Here is an 18,526-nt window from a genome sequence, read left to right on the forward strand (position 1 = left end):
AAGAGAACAAAGAAACTAAGTTCTATATAAAGCTCATCAGCCTATAGAACATCTGTATTCATTGTATTGTTTATGTTTTTGATCTGAAGGGTCGGATCCTGCACTTTTACTCAACGGAGTAAAAGTGCCCAAAAACATAATCCAAAAATTAAATTTCATAGCAAATTTTATATATCCAAATAGTCAAGCTGAGCTTTTGCTCGGCTTTTCTTGTTCAATACGTGGAAACGCTGCCCTAGAATGTGATAAAGTATATTCTTTTACCTATTTCTTTCTCACTTCTTTCATTTCTATCCTGGCCTACTCTATTATTCCATTTCAGGTCCCCACCTGTCATTCAATAAAGCCTTATCTTTGTGGTGATAAGAATCTTTTTAGTTTTTACTATGAATCTGTACAATCTCATCATTCAGGATAAAGAGGAAATAACCCTTAACGATGTATTTCTCGGTCAAAACAACAGAGACCAGCTTACCCAGCTTATTAAAGAGCACACGTACGTCAAAGAACTGCAGGAATATGGCCTTCCGGTGAACAACAAGATCCTTTTGCAGGGAAAGTCAGGTTGTGGGAAAACCATGACCGCAAAAGCCATTGCGAATGCTTTAGGTAAAAGTATCCTGATCTTAAATCTAAGCAATATCGTTTCTTCGCGTATTGGAGAGACGTCACAGAATATTAAAATGATCTTTGACAAAGCTGCCCGGGAAAGATCTGTTCTTTTTCTGGATGAACTGGACCAGATCGGGAAAGCCAGAGGAAGCGATGATAAAGATGTGGGTGAAATGAGAAGGCTGGTGAATACACTGATCCAATTGATTGATTATTATCCTGAAAATGCACTTCTCCTTTGCGCCACCAACCATGCAGAAATTATTGACACCGCTTTGCTGAGACGTTTTCAGCTGAAGATCAGCTATGAAATGCCTTCTGATGAATTTCTGGATACTTTCTACGATGATCTCCTGTCTCAATTTCCTGAAGACCTGCGAGTGATAGACCGCCAATATCATATCTCTTTTGCTGAAGCGAAGGACCATACTTTTACCTCCGTAAAATCGGCACTGATCAAAAAACTGGAATCCCAGACCATGACAACACAGCCATGAAAGAAGATATCCTCCACAATCTCGAAGTCATCCATGACAGAATAAAGAAAGCGTGTGAAAAAGCAGGAAGAAACCGCGATGAAGTCAGATTGTTGCTGGCTACGAAAACCGTTTCTCCAACATTTATTAAAACCGCTTTAGAAAACGGACAGACATTAATTGCCGAAAATAAAGTTCAGGAACTGAAAGAGAAATATGAGGAATTGAAAGAAACTCCGCATGAAAATCATTTTATAGGACATCTGCAGACGAATAAAATCAAGGATATTTTAAAATATGACGTGGCTTGTGTGCAGTCTCTGGACCGTATGGATCTGGCGGAAAAACTTCATCAACGGCTTTTAGCTGAAAGAAAAACCATTGAGGTTCTGATCCAGGTGAATACCTCCAACGAGGAAAGTAAATTCGGAGTACATCCTGACGAAGCGGTAGAACTGACCAGAAAAGTATCTGAACTGAGTACTTTAAAAATCAAAGGACTGATGACGATCGGACTTTTCAGTGCAGAAACAGAAAAGGTACGACCTTGTTTTAGACTCCTTAAAAACCTGCAACAGGAAATCATCAAACAAAATATTCCCCATGTAGAAATGAAGGAACTATCTATGGGAATGAGCGGTGATCTCGAAACTGCCATTGAAGAGGGTGCCACGATAGTGAGAGTAGGAACGGCAGTTTTTGGAGCGAGGGTTTATCCGGACAGTTTTTATTGGGATGAAGGGGTTTGAATTTTGAAGTTTGAGGACTTGAGAGTTTGCGTGTTGATGCTATGTTATTTGGGTTTGGATTTTTTTCCACAGATCTTAAAAGAGGTTTAATTAAACATCTGTTTTAGTTTATTTATTTTTAATTACTTCTATATTTTTTTTCGAAAAGTAATGGGCTTATATTCTAAAAATAAGCATTCTTTAATGTAATCATTAAAATTTTACGTTAAAAATGTTAATCCTCTCATTAAAAAGAGATTAGATCAGTTTTATTTATAGATTTACTGGACACAAATACACTCTGATGATGAAACAAAATAATCTGATTTCTCTCCGAAAATCATTCGGAATATTGTTCTTTATTTTAATCGGTTCATTACTGTTAATAGACTGTTCGAAATCTTCAACAAGCAATGAAAGCGAAACAATTAAGGCCACTTTCTTATTGACCTGCATTACCATTGCTGCAAGTTTCAGTATTTTCTTTCTCTCAAAAAAAATCAGGCGGAAAGAATAAAGATCAAACTTATTCCCTACAGTTTTTCCATTTTCCTTTCATCAACAGCTGATTTGGGGATTGTTTTTGAGTGCAATTGTATTAATTTTAGAGAAAATATATGAAACGAAGTCCTATGTTGATTCAGATAAGATCTGTAGTTTTATTTAAGAATCAACGCAAAGTTATATTAGAAAATAGAATTGGATAATTTCATACCTATCCATTTTTAATTATGATGAAAACTACTAATCCAAATTACTTCTTCCTTTTACTGTTACTCTTTCCCAACTTCCTCCTAGCCAATGCGGGCTCACCTATGATATGGTTTAGTTTTTTGCATTTGATTTGGATCAACTTTATCATCGGAACTTTTGAAAGTAAGTTTCTTCTTGAAAAATTCAACATTCCCAACAGAAAGTGGCTCATCGTTGCTGCGAACTACACTTCTATGTTTTTGGGTTACTATTTTATTGCCCCTCATTTTTCTTTTGAAAATGGTTATCCTGATTTTTGGGGTATGAAATCAAGAGTCGGGGAATATGAACTTGGAGGTTTCTTCATTGGATTTCTATGCAGTTTTGTTGCAACCTTAATTATTGAATTTCCTTTTTATTGGCTTTCATTAAAAACCAAACAACAGGGATGGAGATTACTGAAACCATTTTTTCTGGTCAACCTTTTAACCAATTGTATAATGCTTCTCATTTATTTTGCCATTGTTGCTTTTTCTGCAAAATGGTCATAACTGTAAAAAAGGTGATTCTATTATTAATTTCATCAGGCGTTGAATTAAATATTGCTTTTCAACGGTTATTTATTTATTTTTAGCCTCATCTAATCTGGAGTGCCTTATTATATTACCATAAACCCTTATTGCAAAGCTAAAAATGTAATATTTCAACCCTTCCGAATGTCCTACATATAAACTAAGACCATGAAAAACTTAAAAGCCGTATTAATTTCATCTTTACTCACATTAACAACTACTTCAGTATACGCCCAAAATTGCGATTGCACCAAAAATTTTGAATGGGTAAAAAAAACTTTTGAAACAAACGATGCGGGTTTTGAATACGCATTAAAGCAAAAAAGCAATCAGGCTTACGAAGCCCATAATAAAACCATATCCGAAAAAGTAAAATCAGCTAAAACATTCAGTGAATGCACTCCTGTTTTGTATGAATGGCTTACTTTTTTCCGTTCCGGTCATGTGGCCATCAGACCTCTGAAACAGGAATCTCCAAAACAGAATACACCCGAAAAATCAAACAACGAATTTGCCAATTGGGAAACTCTGCCGGTAGAAACACAGGATTTCAAGAAGTACCTGGACAAAAAGAAAACGTCCGACTACGAAGGAATCTGGTATACAGAACCTTATACCATTGGAATAAAAAAGAAGGGAGATCAATATGTAGGATTCATCATAGAATCCGGGGCAGAAACCTGGACAAAAGGACAGGTGAAACTGAAACTCAATTCTTCAGGTGGCAAAATGAGCTCTGTCTATTATATGCGTGATCATTCGGGAGTGGAATCCAGTGAGATCACCTTGACCGGGAAAAATCATTTACAAATCGGAGATTTCAGTCTTTCAAGAGTATATCCAAAGATGGAGGATGACCCCAAATATACGCAGTACTTTAAGTCGATAAGCGCTATTGAACCGTATATCGAAAAATTAAACGAAACCACTTTTTATTTAAGAATCCCGTCTTTTCAGGCTTCCCAGAAAAAGAAGATTGACAGCGTGATTGCTGCCAACAAAGATAAAATCCTCTCCACTGAAAACCTGATCATAGACATCAGAAACGGAACCGGAGGAAGTGATGCCAGCTACAACAGTATCCTTCCTTTGATTTATACCCAACCAATAAGAACCGTAGGTGTAGAATATTTATCTACAAAACTGAACAATCAGAGAATGCTGGATTTCATCAACAAACCTGAATACGGGTTTAATGAAGAGAATAAAAAATGGGCCAAGGCTTCATTTGACATCCTGGAAAAACAGCAGGGAAAATTTGTCAACCTCAATGACAACGTCGTGAGCATCACAAAATATGACACCATTCATCCTTATCCGAAAAATGTAGGCATTATCATCAATCAGCGAAACGGAAGTACCGACGAACAGTTTTTACTGGCAGCCAAACAAAGCAGGAAAGTGAAATTATTCGGAACCACAACTTTTGGTGTTTTGGATGTATCCAATATGTATTATGTTCCTTCGCCTTGTAAGGAATTTGAATTAGGCTATTCGCTTTCAAGAAGTATGCGTATTCCTGATTTTACGATCGATGCAAAAGGATTGCAGCCTGATTTTTACTTGGACAGAAGCATTCCGGTGTATGAGTGGACGGAGTATGTGAATTGGGTGCTGAACGGGAAGTAAAACCAAAACGGAGAAGATATTTATAAAATAGCAAATAGTATATTTTTATGAGATTTTTATTTTTTTATATTTTTTTAGGAGCTTTCTTAAATGCGCAAACCGTAACAGGCAAGGTACTATCGCAATATGACAGAAGTCCTGTGCCTTATGCCAGGATTGGTATTGATACTGAAGAAAATGGAACTATTGCTGATGAACAAGGTAATTATACACTTGATTTAAGTACCGTAAATAAAGATTTAAATGTAACCGTAGCTGTTGGAGGTTTTGATAAATTTTCAGTTCCTATCAACAGCTTTCTACAAAGCAGTACCCATATTATTCTTCTAAAAGAAAAAGTAAAAGATATTACAGAAGTTACTATTACTCCTAAACGATTTAAAGATAAACACTGGGGAGTAGATTCTAAGTCAAAGAAAATTTTGTTTGCAACATATCCTGAAAGAAAAAAGGAAAAAGAAGAACAATCCCGTGAATTGGCAATTAAATTTTCAAATAAAAGAAAGGTGAAAATTCAAAAAATACACTTAAATGTGGCTGATTTCCAAACGGATGTACCTGTTGAATTAAGGATTAATGTTTATAATGAGAAAGATAATCTCCCTAATGAATCTGTTTTATATAAGGATGTTACAGCAGTTCTTACAAAAGATTCTATTATAGATGGTACCTTTACACTTGACGTAAGTGATTATGATATTTACGTAAATAGTGATTTTTTTGTTAGTATACAATTCATGAATTTTTTTAAAGGACATATATTTCTCAGTGGAGCGCTGCTTAAAACGGTATTTAAAAGAAAATACTATGGCAGTTGGGAAAAATCATCAGTAGCTTCCCCGGCTATTAATATCGATGTAAAAGTTGAAAAATAACTTCGGTGTTAAATTCTATTTTTCCAACACATTTTTTTATCTTTACTATTCAAAATTTTCAATTAAAGCTTTCAAAAACCACAAATGGAACAGAAAATACATCAGGGAAGAAACGTAAAGAGATTCAGAGAAATGTTAGGAATCAAGCAGGAAGCTTTAGCTTTCGACTTGGGCGAGGACTGGAACCAGAAGAAAATTTCGTTACTCGAACAAAAAGAAACGATTGAAGATCCTTTGCTTCAAAAAATATCTGAAGTTTTAAAAATCCCTGTAGAAGCGTTCCAGAATTTTGACGAAGAACAGGCTATCAATATTATTGCCAATACTTTTCAGGATGACGCAGTTGCTTATGCTGAACAATACAAATGTACTGTTAATCCAATAGACAAAATCATTCAATTGCACGAAGAAAAAATTGCTCTTTACGAAAGAATGCTGAAAGAAAAGGATGATATGATGTCCAGACTTGAAGCATTGCTCAACCATAAATAAGCAATAAAACGGATGACAATATTAAGCAAATCTATTTGAATAATGGTGCCTTCGAGAGCCTCAGCCACCAGAAATAAGCCCTGTTTTTTTCATCTTTGCTGAGTGAACGCCTTTGCGATCCTTATTATCAGTGAGTAGTCAAACCCGTAGTATTCTTTGCGTGTAAAAAAAGAGATTGCTCGCAATGACGACAGAATAAATTTGACGGCACTATTCTGAAAACTCCTTTCAAACCTATGCTTTTAAGATTTTCCTATTTACTACATACAGAATTCTAATCCTCAGTGAATATCCGGTATATTTTTTGCTCGTAAAACATTAAAAACCAAACAAATATACCTATGATTAAAAAATTACTTTTTAGCTGTCTGTTTATGACAGCAGTATTCTTGTCTTCCTGTGAGAAATCTCAAAATACATCATCAGCACAAGACAGTGAACTATCCATTAAAACAGTATCAATGGTCACTTTTGGTGCCATGGCTGTTGCACTTCTTGTAGCCTACAGCTACCGAAGAAGGTAAAAGAAGATAAAAAATAACAAAAAAACACCCGTTTAGATTCTAAACGGGTGTTCTTATATATTGATGGTAGATTATTACATATAAGCTTCAATCGGCTCACAAGTACAAACCAGGTTTCTGTCTCCATAAGCTTCATCAACTCTGGATACAGAAGCGAAGAATTTGTGGTCTCTTACCCAGTCCAGCGGATAAGCTGCCTTTTCTCTGCTGTAGGGTTTATCCCAGGAATCCGAGATCACCAGCTGCTCTGTATGAGGAGCGTTTTTAAGGACGTTGTTAGCCTGATCTGCTTCTCCGTTAGCAATCTCATCGATCTCTTTTTTGATAGAGATTAACGCTTCTGCAAAACGGTCGATTTCAGACTTGCTTTCAGATTCTGTAGGCTCGATCATCAATGTTCCGGCTACAGGGAAAGAAACCGTTGGCGCATGGAATCCATAATCCATAAGTCTCTTCGCCACATCAGCTACTTCAATTCCTAAAGTTTTGAACTGACGGAAATCTACGATACATTCGTGAGCAACTCTTCCACTCTCGTTTGAATACAAGATCGGGAAATGTTCTGCTAAAATTTCTTTCAGGTAATTTGCATTCAGAATCGCATGTCCTGTTGCTTTTTTCAATCCATCTGTTCCTAACATTTTGATGTAAGAATAAGAAATATTAAGGATCAGACCTGAACCGTAAGGTGCAGCAGAAATACCCTCGATCGCTTCTTTGGAACCAATTCTGATATTCGCATTGGAAGGAAGGAAAGGAACCAGGTGCTTAGCCACACAGATCGGACCTACTCCTGGACCTCCGCCTCCGTGAGGAATCGCAAAAGTTTTGTGTAAGTTCAGGTGACAAACGTCTGCTCCGATGTTTCCAGGACTTGTGAATCCTACCTGAGCGTTCATGTTGGCACCGTCCATATATACCTGTCCGCCGTGCTCGTGGATCAAGCTTGTAATTTCTTTAATATTCGCATCGAAGAATCCGTAAGTAGACGGATACGTGATCATTACGCAAGATAAATTCGCAGAATTCTGCTCTGTTTTAGCTTTCAAGTCTTCGAAATCAATTTCTCCGCTTTCAAGATTTTTAACGACAACAATTTTCATTCCTGCCATTGCTGCAGAAGCCGGGTTGGTTCCGTGCGCAGACTGAGGGATCAATACGACATTTCTGTGACCTTCACCTCTTGAAATGTGATATTCTCTGATCACCATTAATCCTGCATATTCACCCTGAGCTCCGGAGTTAGGCTGAAGAGAAGTCCCTGCAAAACCAGTGATTTCAGCTAAATCTTTCTCCAGTTCTCTGATCATTTCCTGGTAACCTCCAGCCTGGTCCACCGGTACAAATGGGTGAACAGCTCCCCAGTTATCCCATGAAAGTGGCAACATCTGAGTAGCAGCATTCAGTTTCATGGTACAAGAACCAAGAGAAATCATTGAATGCGTTAATGATAAATCTTTTCTTTCCAAACGTTTGATGTAACGCATCAATTCCGTTTCAGTATGGTATTTGTTGAATACGCTTTCTGTAAGAATTTCGTCTTTTCTTAAATTCTCCTCAGGAATGCTGTATCCTTCTTTTATTTCTAACTTGAAAGTCTGCTTGTCTTTGAACTGAGCGAAAGAAGCCATTAAATAATTTAATTTCTCCAATGTTGTGCTTTCGTTGATTGCAATACTTACCACTCCTTCCGTGAAATAGTTCAGGTTAAGTTTGTGATCAAGCATCATTCTCATCAATCTTCCTTTCTCATCCTCATTCATCGTTATTTTCACAGTATCGAAGATAGGCTCTTCTACGGTCTGGTAACCTAATGCTTTAAGACCGTTTTTCAAAGCGTTGGCTTTGAAGTGGATCTGATCAGCGATATAGTTTAATCCTTTCGGACCGTGATAAACGGCATACATTCCTGCCATTACCGCTAAAAGAACCTGAGCAGTACAAATGTTTGATGTTGCTCTTTCTCTTTTAATGTGCTGTTCTCTGGTCTGAAGCGCCATTCTCAATGCACGTTTTCCGTACATATCCTGAGAAACCCCGATAATTCTTCCCGGAATGTCTCTTTTGTAGTCTTCTCTGCAAGAGAAAAATGCAGCGTGAGGTCCTCCGTATCCTAGTGGAATACCAAATCTCTGAGAAGTTCCAACGGCACAATCAGCCCCCATGGAAGCAGGAGATTTAAGTTTCACCAAAGCCATTGGATCACAAGCGACAACCACCTGTAAATCTAATTTTTTATAGTTTACAATATCTTCAGTATAGTCTAAAACGATACCGTTTTTACCAGGATACTGTAATAAAACACCATAATAGCTCTCGTCCAACTGATGCGTCTTGTGATCTCCTTCCACGATTTCGATTTCTAAACCTTCCGCTTTAGTTTTCAACACTGAAACGGTCTGAGGTAAAACCAGATCGGAAACGAAGAATTTGTTTGCATTGGCTTTCTTCTGATCTTTCGTTCTGTTGTTAAAGAACATATGCATCGCTTCCGCAGCCGCTGTAGATTCGTCCAGAAGAGAGGCATTCGCCAGTCCAAATCCTGTAAGATCACATACTACCGTCTGGAAATTAAGAAGAGCTTCTAGTCTTCCCTGTGCAATTTCAGCCTGATAAGGAGTATACGCCGTATACCAGCTAGGATTTTCAAAGATATTTCTCTGAATAGCTGATGGCAAAAGTGTATTGTGGTATCCAAAACCAATGTAGCTCGTATAATCAGTATTCTTCGATGCTAAATCTTTCGAATGGTTCAGCATTTCGTATTCTGAAAGCGGTGCCGAGATCTCAAGATCTTTCTCTAATCGGATAGAAGAAGGAATGGTCTGAGAAATTAGTTCTTCAATACTTGAAACGCCCAATCTTTCCAACATTGCCTGTTTATCGGCTTCATTAAGGGAAATGTGACGGCTCACAAACTGTTCTGTATTCATTTTTATTTATTAGATTTTGTTCGTAAAAAAGATTCGTAAAATTACGTTTTTTTAAACGATTGTACAACAGTTCAAAATTGCTGAAATAATAGTCAGAATCTCTTATGCTTTTTAAAAATAATGAAACAGAATGCTTTTATTGATTAAAATTGAATCCGGCCTGTTTCAGAGTTGATTGCTTATTATTTTATTAAATCAACAATCCTATTCATTTTATCTTTACAATATGGAAAGCTTAAAAGACTATGTCTGACATTTGATCAACAAAAATCTTCACATTCTTCCGTCTGAATCTGAAACCTAAGTTTATAGTCATACTTAATCATCCAATATTTTAAGCTTTCAGATCTTACTTAACTTTATTTTGGGGAGGTGGATAATCCAAAATCAGCTTTTTCCATTAAAAAATAAAGAGGTGAATATGGACTGAACCTTCTGAGCAACAGGCCATGTAAGTTTTATGAAATTTTATTAATTATATTTATTCTAAATTAATATATTTGCAACATGAATATGATTACCCCATTTAAAGTACCGCCTTTAGCTCCTGTATTTGCATTTAATAATGAAGATATGTATTGTGAAAAGAAATCTTGCTGTAAAAAGTTCAAGAAAGGGAAACGATGTAAAAAGTGTCCGGGAAGAAAAAAGCTGGCCTAAACTAGCCGAAATTCCTGAATATAAAATAAACAGCCGACGCTAAAATGATAATTCCCCAGATCAGCATCATGATTTTTGGCTGTCCGGATCTGTTCATTCTGGTTCTGGGCTGAGGCTTAAACATTTCCTCTACACTGCTTTTGAACTGAGCCGCATCGTTATCAAAGACTTCAGTAATGGTAATTCCCTGAACAACTGTTTTGTGAAGTAAAGAATTCGTTACATGAAGCAATAACTGGAATTTGCCGTCCTTAAATTCTGTAATCTTAAAAACCCGTTCTCCAAAAGGTTTTTCTAAACCGAAAGGCAAAACTTTCACCACATCGGCATTGCTCGTCTGCCAGTTAATGATGATCTCGTCCCCTTTTTTTGCATGAATTTTATTCGCCGTAAACGTTTTGATCGAAGGCGGAATATTATATCGGAAACTTTTCTGATGGTTTTCTAAATTCTGATCGTAGGTACGCCTTCTTTCAGAATCGCTCAAGATTTCATACGCTTCCTGAATTTCACGAAAACGTCCCGCAAAGAAATCATCGTTGTCATTCTTATCGGGATGGTATTTTAAAGACAGTTTTCTATAGACTTTCTTGATGTCTTCTTCTGAAGCATCCGGTGTAATCCCGAGAAAATAGTAGTAATCTTTCATTGAGCTATGCAAAAATAAGGAATTATTTTTTTTCGGGTTTATTCTTTAGGGGAATGTTTTAGGAAAACAATAAGGCTGTCAATATAAATGATCTGTTTTTTAACACGGATGACCCAAATGTTTTCACAAATGGCACAATTTAATGACGGAGAACATTTGTAGCTCTACGTTATTTTACTGAAGACCGCAAAGTTTCTTTGATAAGCTTCCTCTTTTTTTAAGTTCTCAAGACGTTTCACTCAGTAACGGTGAAAGAAAATAGCTGCATTGCTGATGGCTTCGGAAACCTCAGCCATCAGCAATGCAACCTAAAAAATTCCGGCTCGGGAAGCTTTGCTTCCCGAGCCGGAATTTTAACAATTTCAATTGAGTATTTTACTTCTTACGCTTCGCAGGCATTGTTCTTTTTACAGCATCTTGAAGTGAATTCTTTTTTGAATTTCCCCTTCAGTTCCTGATACTGCTCATCATTCATTTCTCTGATCTTATCGGCAAGCCCGAAAGGTGACCTTTCTTTGATTCCGTATTCATTAAAGATCCCTTTGATAAATCTTTTTCTTTGTATTGCTTTTTTAGCGATTAACGCTACCCCCACAACTGCTAATGCTCCAAGAGCTCCTTTTAATGCTGAATTTTTCATTTTTTCAAAATTTTAAATTTTACTACTTCTTGTTTTTTATATAGACGAATGCATTTTAATTTTACTTTACTACTTCTTAAAAATTTCAAATTATTCGTTGGTTCTATTGTTCCTGTTAAAGAATCCGCCTGCACATTTTTCTCTCCAGACTTCTTTAAATTTTTCTCTTTCTTCCGGAGAAAGTCCTTCCATTCTCTCTCTCATTTTTCTTTCTTTAAAATCTCTCATTCCTTTTCCAAAATGGAAACCTCCAAATAGGATCTTACTCAAAATCAAAATTCCCATTGCCTGCCAATACGTGATTGATTTCACGCCTAAAATATCAGGAAGCAAACAATTCCAAAGGGACATGACGATCCATGTAACGCCCAGTAAAATCAGTGGCGGACATAAGAATAAAAGAATCCAGCCTTTTTTGTGTTTATTATGATTCATAACTTTCTTTTTACTAACTATTTAAATCTTCGTATAACCTTCTCAGTCTGTTTCTCAGATGCTTCACCGCATAATTTTTTCTACTGATAATGGTCTTTATATTTTCGCCCTGTTCATTGGCTATTTCTTGAAGTGTTTTATCGTTTAATTCATTTTCAACGTAAACGAGTCTTTGTTTTTCGGGAAGTTCGTCTAATGCTTCAAATAATTTTTTCCAAATTTCATCCTGAAACATTTTCACTTCCGGACCTGCACTTTCATCCAGCAATAAGATATCCTTGATAGAAAAACTTCCGTCTTCATCTTCATACACGAAATCTTCAAGATTTTCAGTTTTTTTCTTACGATACTTATCTGTGATTTTATTGGCTGTTACTCTATATAACCATCCGCCAACGTTTACAATCTCTGAAAGATTGGTAATACTGCTGAACTGATACCAGACCTCCTGCAGAATATCTTCCGCATCTTCGGTGTTTTTCACTTTCGGACGAATATAAGACATCAGCTTTCCTCCGTACTTTGAAACGGTTTGTGAGATGATACTTGCTTTCTCCTCCTGTGGCATTGTTATTTCTTCGACAACCTCCATATTGCTATGACGATCTGCCTTTTGGTTTTACTTTAATAAATTTAAAAAAAATTCTCGACTGTTGAAGTTTTGTTTCCAGATGCAGGTTTGAGCGTAAGAAAGTTTTAGAGTCGGCAGGCAGAAACCGGAAGATCAAAAAAATAGTGCATACGATTGATATTACATCTCAGCCTCAGCCTAAAATATAATATCCCGCATTCCATCTCTTGTCTCCTCATACCAATTTCTACCCTCTAACTTCTCCTCAAAAAAAACGGAAAGCCTTAGACTCCCCGTTTCTGTTATTGATGAAAATTGATATTATTTCTTGTTGAAATTTTCCGCAAAGAATCCCATCATATATTTGTACAGTTCTATTCTGCTCGGCTCTTTTCTGAACCCGTGACCTTCATCGTATTTTACCAGGTAAGGAACCTCAACTCCTTTAGCACGCATAGCTTTTACAATCTGATCTGATTCATTGATATTTACCCTTGGATCATTTGCTCCCTGAACTACAAATAATGGTTTCTTGATCTTGTCAATATGGAATACCGGAGATACTTCTTTAGCAATTTCAGCTTCTTTGGGATCGTCCAGATTGTACCATATTTCTTTGACCATTTCTTTGTAAGGTTTCCAGTATTCCGGGAAAGATTCAAAGAAAGTGAAAATATTGGAAACACCTACATAATCTACCCCGCAAGCATATAAATCCGGGGTTTTAATAAGTCCCATCAAAGTTGCATAGCCACCATGGCTTCCTCCGTAGATGGCAATTTTATTTTGATCAATCCAGCCTTGTTCTATCACATATTTTACTCCATCTTCCACATCATCCATGGCTTTACGTCCTATCTGTTTGTAACCTGACTGCTGAAATTCTTTTCCATAACCACCGGAAATTCTGAAATTCACATGCAGCGTTGCATATCCTCTGCTGGCAAAAAGCTGGTCTTCAGGATTGAATCCCCAATTGTCTCTGATCCCCTGCGGACCCCCGTGAGGATTGACAATTAACGGAACTTTCTTCCCATTCACCGCATCTTTAGGCATTGTAATATATCCACGGATCGTAAGGCCGTCCCTGCTTTTGAATTCAATCGGCTTCATTTCAGCCATATCTTCTTCTTTCAGCTGCGGCATCAGGTTATAGAGAAGTTTTATCTGTTTAGATTTTGTGTCATATTCATAATACGTTCCGTACAATCTATCGCTTCCTACCACCACTAAAAGCTTGTCTTCATTGTCATCAGAAGAAACAACAGAAAATTCTTTGTCTTTGAATTCAGATTTTAATTTATCGTGAACTTCTTTGTAAAATGTACTTACCGGAATGATCTCACTTTTAATGCCGTTATAGCTTATATAATCCAGCTCATAATTTCTGTTTTTACGGGCAGTACTTATAGAACTGACATCATATACAGGATTGGAGTATACTTCTTTTATAATGGCATTTTTTTTCAGATCATACAGAACGATTCTCTCTTTATCACTGTCTAAATTGGTCACTACATACGCTTCGTCTTTATTTTTGGAATGGTCATTTAATCCTATGATGCTGAAGGTATTTTTCCAGTCTGTTGATTTGATCAGATTAAATTTACCGGTATCGAGATCTTTGTAATACGTTTTTGTAGTCAATCCGTTTTCCAGAACGGTATATCCTCTCATGTTTCCTTTCTTATCAAAAATATAGCCGTCGATAGGGTTATTAACGTCTTTATTTTCAAAAAGCTGGGTCATTTCCCCGGTATTGAAATTGATTTTATAAGGCTCGAAAATCTGTTTGTTATTTTTGTTCAGTGCAACGATAACAAATTCTGTATCCTTAACGATATCAGCGTAATTTAAGGTTACTCCCTCAAAAGGAGTGAGATCCTTAAGATTTTGTCCGTCAATATCTACAGCATACATATGGGTATTCTCATTCCCTCCTTTGTCCTGTGTATAGAATAATCTTTTTTTATCCAGCCAGCCATAATTTCCGATAAGGTCATCTTTTTCTGCGATAGCTTTTGTAATTTTCCCCGTTTTCAGTTCTTTTACATAGACGTGATTCTTTTTGTCTTTATCTTTTTCTTTATAGGAAAGATACTGCCCGTCCGGAGAAATTTTAAACTGTGAAGCATTCGGTCTGGCGAAATAATCTTCTACTTTGTACTTGAAGTTTCCTTTATCATAGGAAATTAATTTATCCAGCGTTTCTTTGGAAGAAGGAAGCGTAGGGTCGCCCGGCAGTTTAGCCGTTGAAGTCTGTGCATTGATCATAATGGCTGATAGTACGATTTGAGCCGCACCAAAAATTTTAGTATTAAGATTCATAACTCATGTGATTTTGATGTTTAAGTGTTTATTTAGTAAGTAAGTCTTCTTCTAATAGGACATCCTTAAACTCAAAATGTTACATCAATTATAAAAATAATTAATAATAGAAATCAAAATCAAGAAGGCAGGAAGATCTGGGCGGCAATTTCTGACGGTAATACTTCCCTATTCAAACTTCAAGATCTTTTAAAAACCGGAAGGTTTTACCTTGAATTCAGACTAAATAAAGGCCAAAATACAAAGTCCATGCTATCAGAATAATCTGCATTGGAATTCTTTCACGATAAAGATATTGCATTCCCGGACCTGTATAATCTGCTTTGAAAATATTGATCTTTTTCTTTGAAGAATTGATGTTCGCTATAAAAACCAGGATATAAAAAATAATCAGGAGTATCGCGGTCAGTTCACGTATTGAAGGGATCATTAATCCTATTCCTGCAGCAATTTCAAGAACTCCCGTAGCATAAACCCAAAACATTTTACCGGGAACAAAGCCGGGAATCATCATTGCCATTCCTTTCTGAAATTTAAAGTGTGAAAGACCTGTAAATATAATGAACACAGCCATTCCCAGATTCCCTGAAAACAAGAAGTTAGGTTTTCCCTGCACTACAAAAGTTACCAGCAAAGCTAGAATAAAGGTCCCGAAAAGGATGGATAATAATTTCATATTGTTGTTTATTACACTGTTTAGAAAAATAATGAATCTTTACATGATATCATTATAAAACCTTACAGCTGTTGATGCCCGTAAGGTTGGATTTTATTAAAGCAAGGTACGGATTATTTGGTTTCGGCAAGAGTTTTCACCACTTCCAAGCCTTTTGTAAATCCGATATTCATATGCTCTCTCCATTCTTTTTCAACCTGCACCTCAGTATGAAGTTTGGTTTTTCCATCCAGATCGATGAGAATATACTTTTCAAAAGAACCACTCCAGTCGATCACTTCTTTGCTGTGTATATCTTCATGACCTTCTTTATCTACCATTCCGAGATGTTTAAAAATAATCTGATTAGGCTCATCTACACTGTCGATGGTGGACACCATACCTTCTCCTTGCTCATTCAGAAAGTAGGTTTTTCCACCAACTTTCCAGTCGGATTTCATGACACATCCGGGACCGAAAAACTGAGTCCATTCGGTATAGGTTTCAGGATTCCACAGAACGTCCCAGACTCTTTGCAATGAGGCGTTGATGACTATTTCGTACGATAAGGTTTCCATATTTTATATTTTTGTGGTTGGTGTTATCTATTTTTTACAATTGATTTTCAGAAAGATTTTTCACAATGCCCAGGGCTGTCGGGAACTTCTCTTCAAAAAACTCTTTAAATTCTTCAGGGGTCTGAATTTCTATTTTTAAAATTGTCCCCGTTTCTGTTTCTTCTAAAATATAAGCTTCTGTAGCTTCTCCCCAGTTCCGTTCTGTTTCTACACCATTATAAATCTCCCCTAAATGCAGGAATTTCATTTCTTCATGGGCTCTGTTCTTTTCTACACGACTGTACATTCCGTTATTGTTGGGATCAAAAAACTTCATCGTACTTCCCTCTTCAAAAGTCCCCTGATAAAAGGATCCTTCTGTAAATGCAGTGGTCCACTGTCTGTAGGTCATATCGCTCCAAAGTACTTCCCAAACTTTTTCAGGCGTTGCATCGATTTGGATCTCAAAAAATATTTTTTGCATTGTTTTTTTATTTAGATGTTTGATTTGGATTTTAGATAAAAGATGATAGACTGATAGATAATAGATTGATAGATAATAGATAGATGTGAAAAGTACTACTATTAATTATTTTCACTCATAACTCATAACCCATAACCCATAACTTATAATATCTAACTTCTAATTCACCCTCTTTAGGAACTTTGATTTGGATTGTGACCTTTTCTGGGAGTCATAAGCAAATCTTTTCCCTAAACTCCATCAAACAGCAAGCCGAAAACCAAAACTTAAAAAAGAAAAAGAACTGAAAGCTGAATTTTTCATTCCTCTTTCAGCCTATTGACTTTAAGAATTATAAGCGTTTTCCAATTCTTCTATCCCAATTTTCTGCATCTTCATCATTGCCTGAACTACTTTCTGTGCTTTTGACTGATCGGAATCGTTCATTAACTGGATGAGCCTTTTGGGAACAATCTGCCAGCTCAGTCCGTATCTGTCTTTCAACCAGCCGCACATGCTTTCTCTTCCGCCATCTGAAATAAGGGTGTTCCAAAAGTGATCGGTCTGCTGCTGATCATCGGTCATCACCACAATAGAAACGCCTTCATTGAAATCAAATTGATGATCATAAGAGTTATCCATACAGAAAAAGCTGTAGCCGTCTATGATAAAATGACCGTGCTGTATATGTTCAGCCGGTTCCGATGGGGATTGTTCTCCTGCACCGTATCCATATTTCAGAATGTTTTCAATACTTGAATTGGGAAAAGTTTTGGTATAAAACTCTATGGCTTCCATTGCTTTTCCGTTGTTCTGATGGATAAACATGAGGGTGGGAACGATTTTCTGCGATTCAGGCTTTTCTCCCAGAAACAACTGCCAGTTAACACCGTATCTGTCCTGTACCCAACCATACTTTTTACTCCAGAAATAGGAATCCAGAGCCATGAGGGCCGTTCCACCATCGATCAGTTGATCCCAATATTTCTGCACCTCATCTTCTGTTTCACAGATCACCATCAGGGAAACTGATGCATTTTTTTTAAAATGGGGACCTCCGTTCAGCAACATCAGTTTTTGTCCGAACAGTTCAATGTTCATGACTACAGGAGTATCTGTCGTAATTTTTCCGTCAAACACCTGGCAATAGAATTCTGCTGCCTCTTTAGATTCTTCATCAAACCAGAGACATGGGAAAATATCGTTATTCATCATATTAAATTTTAGGGTTGAAATATATCGTTTTATGAATCACTGCAGACCAATAAAGCCCGCAGTGACAAAAAGTAATGATCATTAAAATGATTAGTTTTTGAACGAAACGTGATGTTCCTTCATATGATTTTTCAGTTTTTCCATGGCATTCTTCCCGAAACCACGAAGTTGCCTGATCTCTTGTTCAGAATAATCCGAAAGCTTTTCAAGAGAATCTATTTTTTCCCGCTCCAAAGACCTTCTCGCTGGTATTGCAATAATGCCATACAGGAAGTCATTACTATGAGCAACATGGCTAACAGCACAAATGGAGCTTAAACATTTTGCCATTATTAAGAGATTGATCATGGCTGCAAATGAGTATTTTAGTTATTTTCAACGTACTTGTGAAAATTATTGAGAATAGCATACCAGCCATCTCTCTGCATTTCCACGGAATTCTGTTTTTCAGGATCGAAAATTTCGGTAACCTTTGTGGTATTTTCGTCGATCTTATCAAAGATGATCTCTACCTTACGACCGTCTTCCAAATGATATCTGATGTGGGCATTCGGAATAATTTCATCATAAATTGCTTCAAAATCGAAACCAAAACTTTTATCTTTTGCTTCCATTCTTGTTTTTAACTTTCCTCCCACTCTCAAGTCATTTTCGGCACTTGGACATTCCCAGGTTTCATGGGCAAAATTCCATTTCGTGATATGTTTTGGTTCATTAAAATAATTCCAAACCTTTTCTACAGGGGATAAAATTGTAATATCTATCTTAATAGGATCCATAATTCTGCTTTTTAATGTTGAAGTAAAAAGGCAGTCCGGG

General features: G+C 36.7%; 19 protein-coding genes. 7 read left to right on the top strand and 12 right to left on the bottom strand.

The genetic code is table 11. From position 1 onward, the window contains the following. Positions 1-386: 386 nt before the first annotated feature. From BUC06_RS08865 to BUC06_RS08900, 7 genes are all read left to right on the top strand, one after another. Entirely contained in the window at positions 387-1,109 is a 723-nt protein-coding gene (locus BUC06_RS08865; RefSeq protein ID WP_073332641.1) for an AAA family ATPase, read from the top strand. Next, positions 1,106-1,837, top strand: a complete 732-nt coding sequence (locus BUC06_RS08870) for a YggS family pyridoxal phosphate-dependent enzyme (RefSeq protein WP_073332644.1) — start codon at positions 1,106-1,108, stop codon at positions 1,835-1,837. Before BUC06_RS08865 ends, BUC06_RS08870 begins: the two co-directional genes overlap by 4 nt. 710 nt (positions 1,838-2,547) lie before the next feature. Beyond that, positions 2,548-3,060: a hypothetical protein gene (locus tag BUC06_RS08880; protein WP_139263335.1), complete on the top strand. Its 513-nt coding sequence runs from the start codon at positions 2,548-2,550 to the stop codon at positions 3,058-3,060. A gap of 189 nt (positions 3,061-3,249) precedes the next feature. Further along, positions 3,250-4,710 (top strand): S41 family peptidase, encoded by a 1,461-nt coding sequence (locus BUC06_RS08885; protein ID WP_073332652.1) that lies wholly within the window; start codon positions 3,250-3,252, stop codon positions 4,708-4,710. A 47-nt stretch (positions 4,711-4,757) separates the two neighbouring features. Beyond that, on the top strand, positions 4,758-5,585 hold the full coding sequence (locus tag BUC06_RS08890; protein WP_073332654.1) for a carboxypeptidase-like regulatory domain-containing protein: 828 nt from the start codon (positions 4,758-4,760) through the stop codon (positions 5,583-5,585). Positions 5,586-5,669: 84 nt separating this feature from the next. Beyond that, the gene (locus tag BUC06_RS08895) at positions 5,670-6,077 is read left to right on the top strand and encodes a helix-turn-helix domain-containing protein (RefSeq protein WP_073332656.1); all 408 of its coding nucleotides are present in this window, start codon (positions 5,670-5,672) and stop codon (positions 6,075-6,077) included. Between the two features lie 341 nt (positions 6,078-6,418). Beyond that, positions 6,419-6,601, top strand: a complete 183-nt coding sequence (locus tag BUC06_RS08900) for a hypothetical protein (protein WP_073332660.1) — start codon at positions 6,419-6,421, stop codon at positions 6,599-6,601. Positions 6,602-6,675: 74 nt separating this feature from the next. Here the strand turns inward: BUC06_RS08900 and gcvP are convergent, their stop codons facing one another. The 12 genes from gcvP to BUC06_RS08960 form a co-directional block, all read right to left on the bottom strand. Then, complete coding sequence (gene gcvP, locus BUC06_RS08905) at positions 6,676-9,534, bottom strand: aminomethyl-transferring glycine dehydrogenase (protein WP_073332663.1); 2,859 nt, start codon at positions 9,532-9,534, stop codon at positions 6,676-6,678. A gap of 661 nt (positions 9,535-10,195) precedes the next feature. Then, complete coding sequence (locus tag BUC06_RS08910; protein WP_073332672.1) at positions 10,196-10,843, bottom strand: J domain-containing protein; 648 nt, start codon at positions 10,841-10,843, stop codon at positions 10,196-10,198. A gap of 382 nt (positions 10,844-11,225) precedes the next feature. Beyond that, on the bottom strand, positions 11,226-11,483 hold the full coding sequence (locus BUC06_RS08915) for a hypothetical protein (RefSeq protein WP_073332674.1): 258 nt from the start codon (positions 11,481-11,483) through the stop codon (positions 11,226-11,228). Between the two features lie 90 nt (positions 11,484-11,573). Further along, positions 11,574-11,918, bottom strand: coding sequence for a hypothetical protein (locus BUC06_RS08920; RefSeq protein WP_073332677.1), 345 nt, complete (start codon positions 11,916-11,918; stop codon positions 11,574-11,576). Between the two features lie 13 nt (positions 11,919-11,931). Continuing rightward, positions 11,932-12,510, bottom strand: a complete 579-nt coding sequence (locus tag BUC06_RS08925; protein ID WP_034707508.1) for an RNA polymerase sigma factor — start codon at positions 12,508-12,510, stop codon at positions 11,932-11,934. Between the two features lie 300 nt (positions 12,511-12,810). Continuing rightward, positions 12,811-14,817: a S9 family peptidase gene (locus tag BUC06_RS08930; protein ID WP_073332679.1), complete on the bottom strand. Its 2,007-nt coding sequence runs from the start codon at positions 14,815-14,817 to the stop codon at positions 12,811-12,813. A 217-nt stretch (positions 14,818-15,034) separates the two neighbouring features. Beyond that, positions 15,035-15,493, bottom strand: coding sequence for a DoxX family protein (locus BUC06_RS08935; RefSeq protein ID WP_073332682.1), 459 nt, complete (start codon positions 15,491-15,493; stop codon positions 15,035-15,037). Between the two features lie 113 nt (positions 15,494-15,606). After that, the gene (locus BUC06_RS08940) at positions 15,607-16,050 is read right to left on the bottom strand and encodes an SRPBCC family protein (RefSeq protein ID WP_073332684.1); all 444 of its coding nucleotides are present in this window, start codon (positions 16,048-16,050) and stop codon (positions 15,607-15,609) included. A 34-nt stretch (positions 16,051-16,084) separates the two neighbouring features. Beyond that, positions 16,085-16,513 (bottom strand): SRPBCC family protein, encoded by a 429-nt coding sequence (locus BUC06_RS08945; protein WP_073332687.1) that lies wholly within the window; start codon positions 16,511-16,513, stop codon positions 16,085-16,087. A gap of 324 nt (positions 16,514-16,837) precedes the next feature. Beyond that, positions 16,838-17,707, bottom strand: a complete 870-nt coding sequence (locus tag BUC06_RS08950) for a VOC family protein (RefSeq protein WP_228423676.1) — start codon at positions 17,705-17,707, stop codon at positions 16,838-16,840. A 90-nt stretch (positions 17,708-17,797) separates the two neighbouring features. Next, the gene (locus BUC06_RS08955) at positions 17,798-18,037 is read right to left on the bottom strand and encodes a helix-hairpin-helix domain-containing protein (protein WP_073332690.1); all 240 of its coding nucleotides are present in this window, start codon (positions 18,035-18,037) and stop codon (positions 17,798-17,800) included. Between the two features lie 35 nt (positions 18,038-18,072). Then, positions 18,073-18,486: an SRPBCC family protein gene (locus tag BUC06_RS08960; RefSeq protein WP_073332693.1), complete on the bottom strand. Its 414-nt coding sequence runs from the start codon at positions 18,484-18,486 to the stop codon at positions 18,073-18,075. Positions 18,487-18,526: the final 40 nt, after the last annotated feature.

Source organism: Chryseobacterium carnipullorum, assembly GCF_900142785.1.
In the GTDB taxonomy this organism is placed as follows: Bacteria; Bacteroidota; Bacteroidia; order Flavobacteriales; family Weeksellaceae; genus Chryseobacterium; species Chryseobacterium carnipullorum.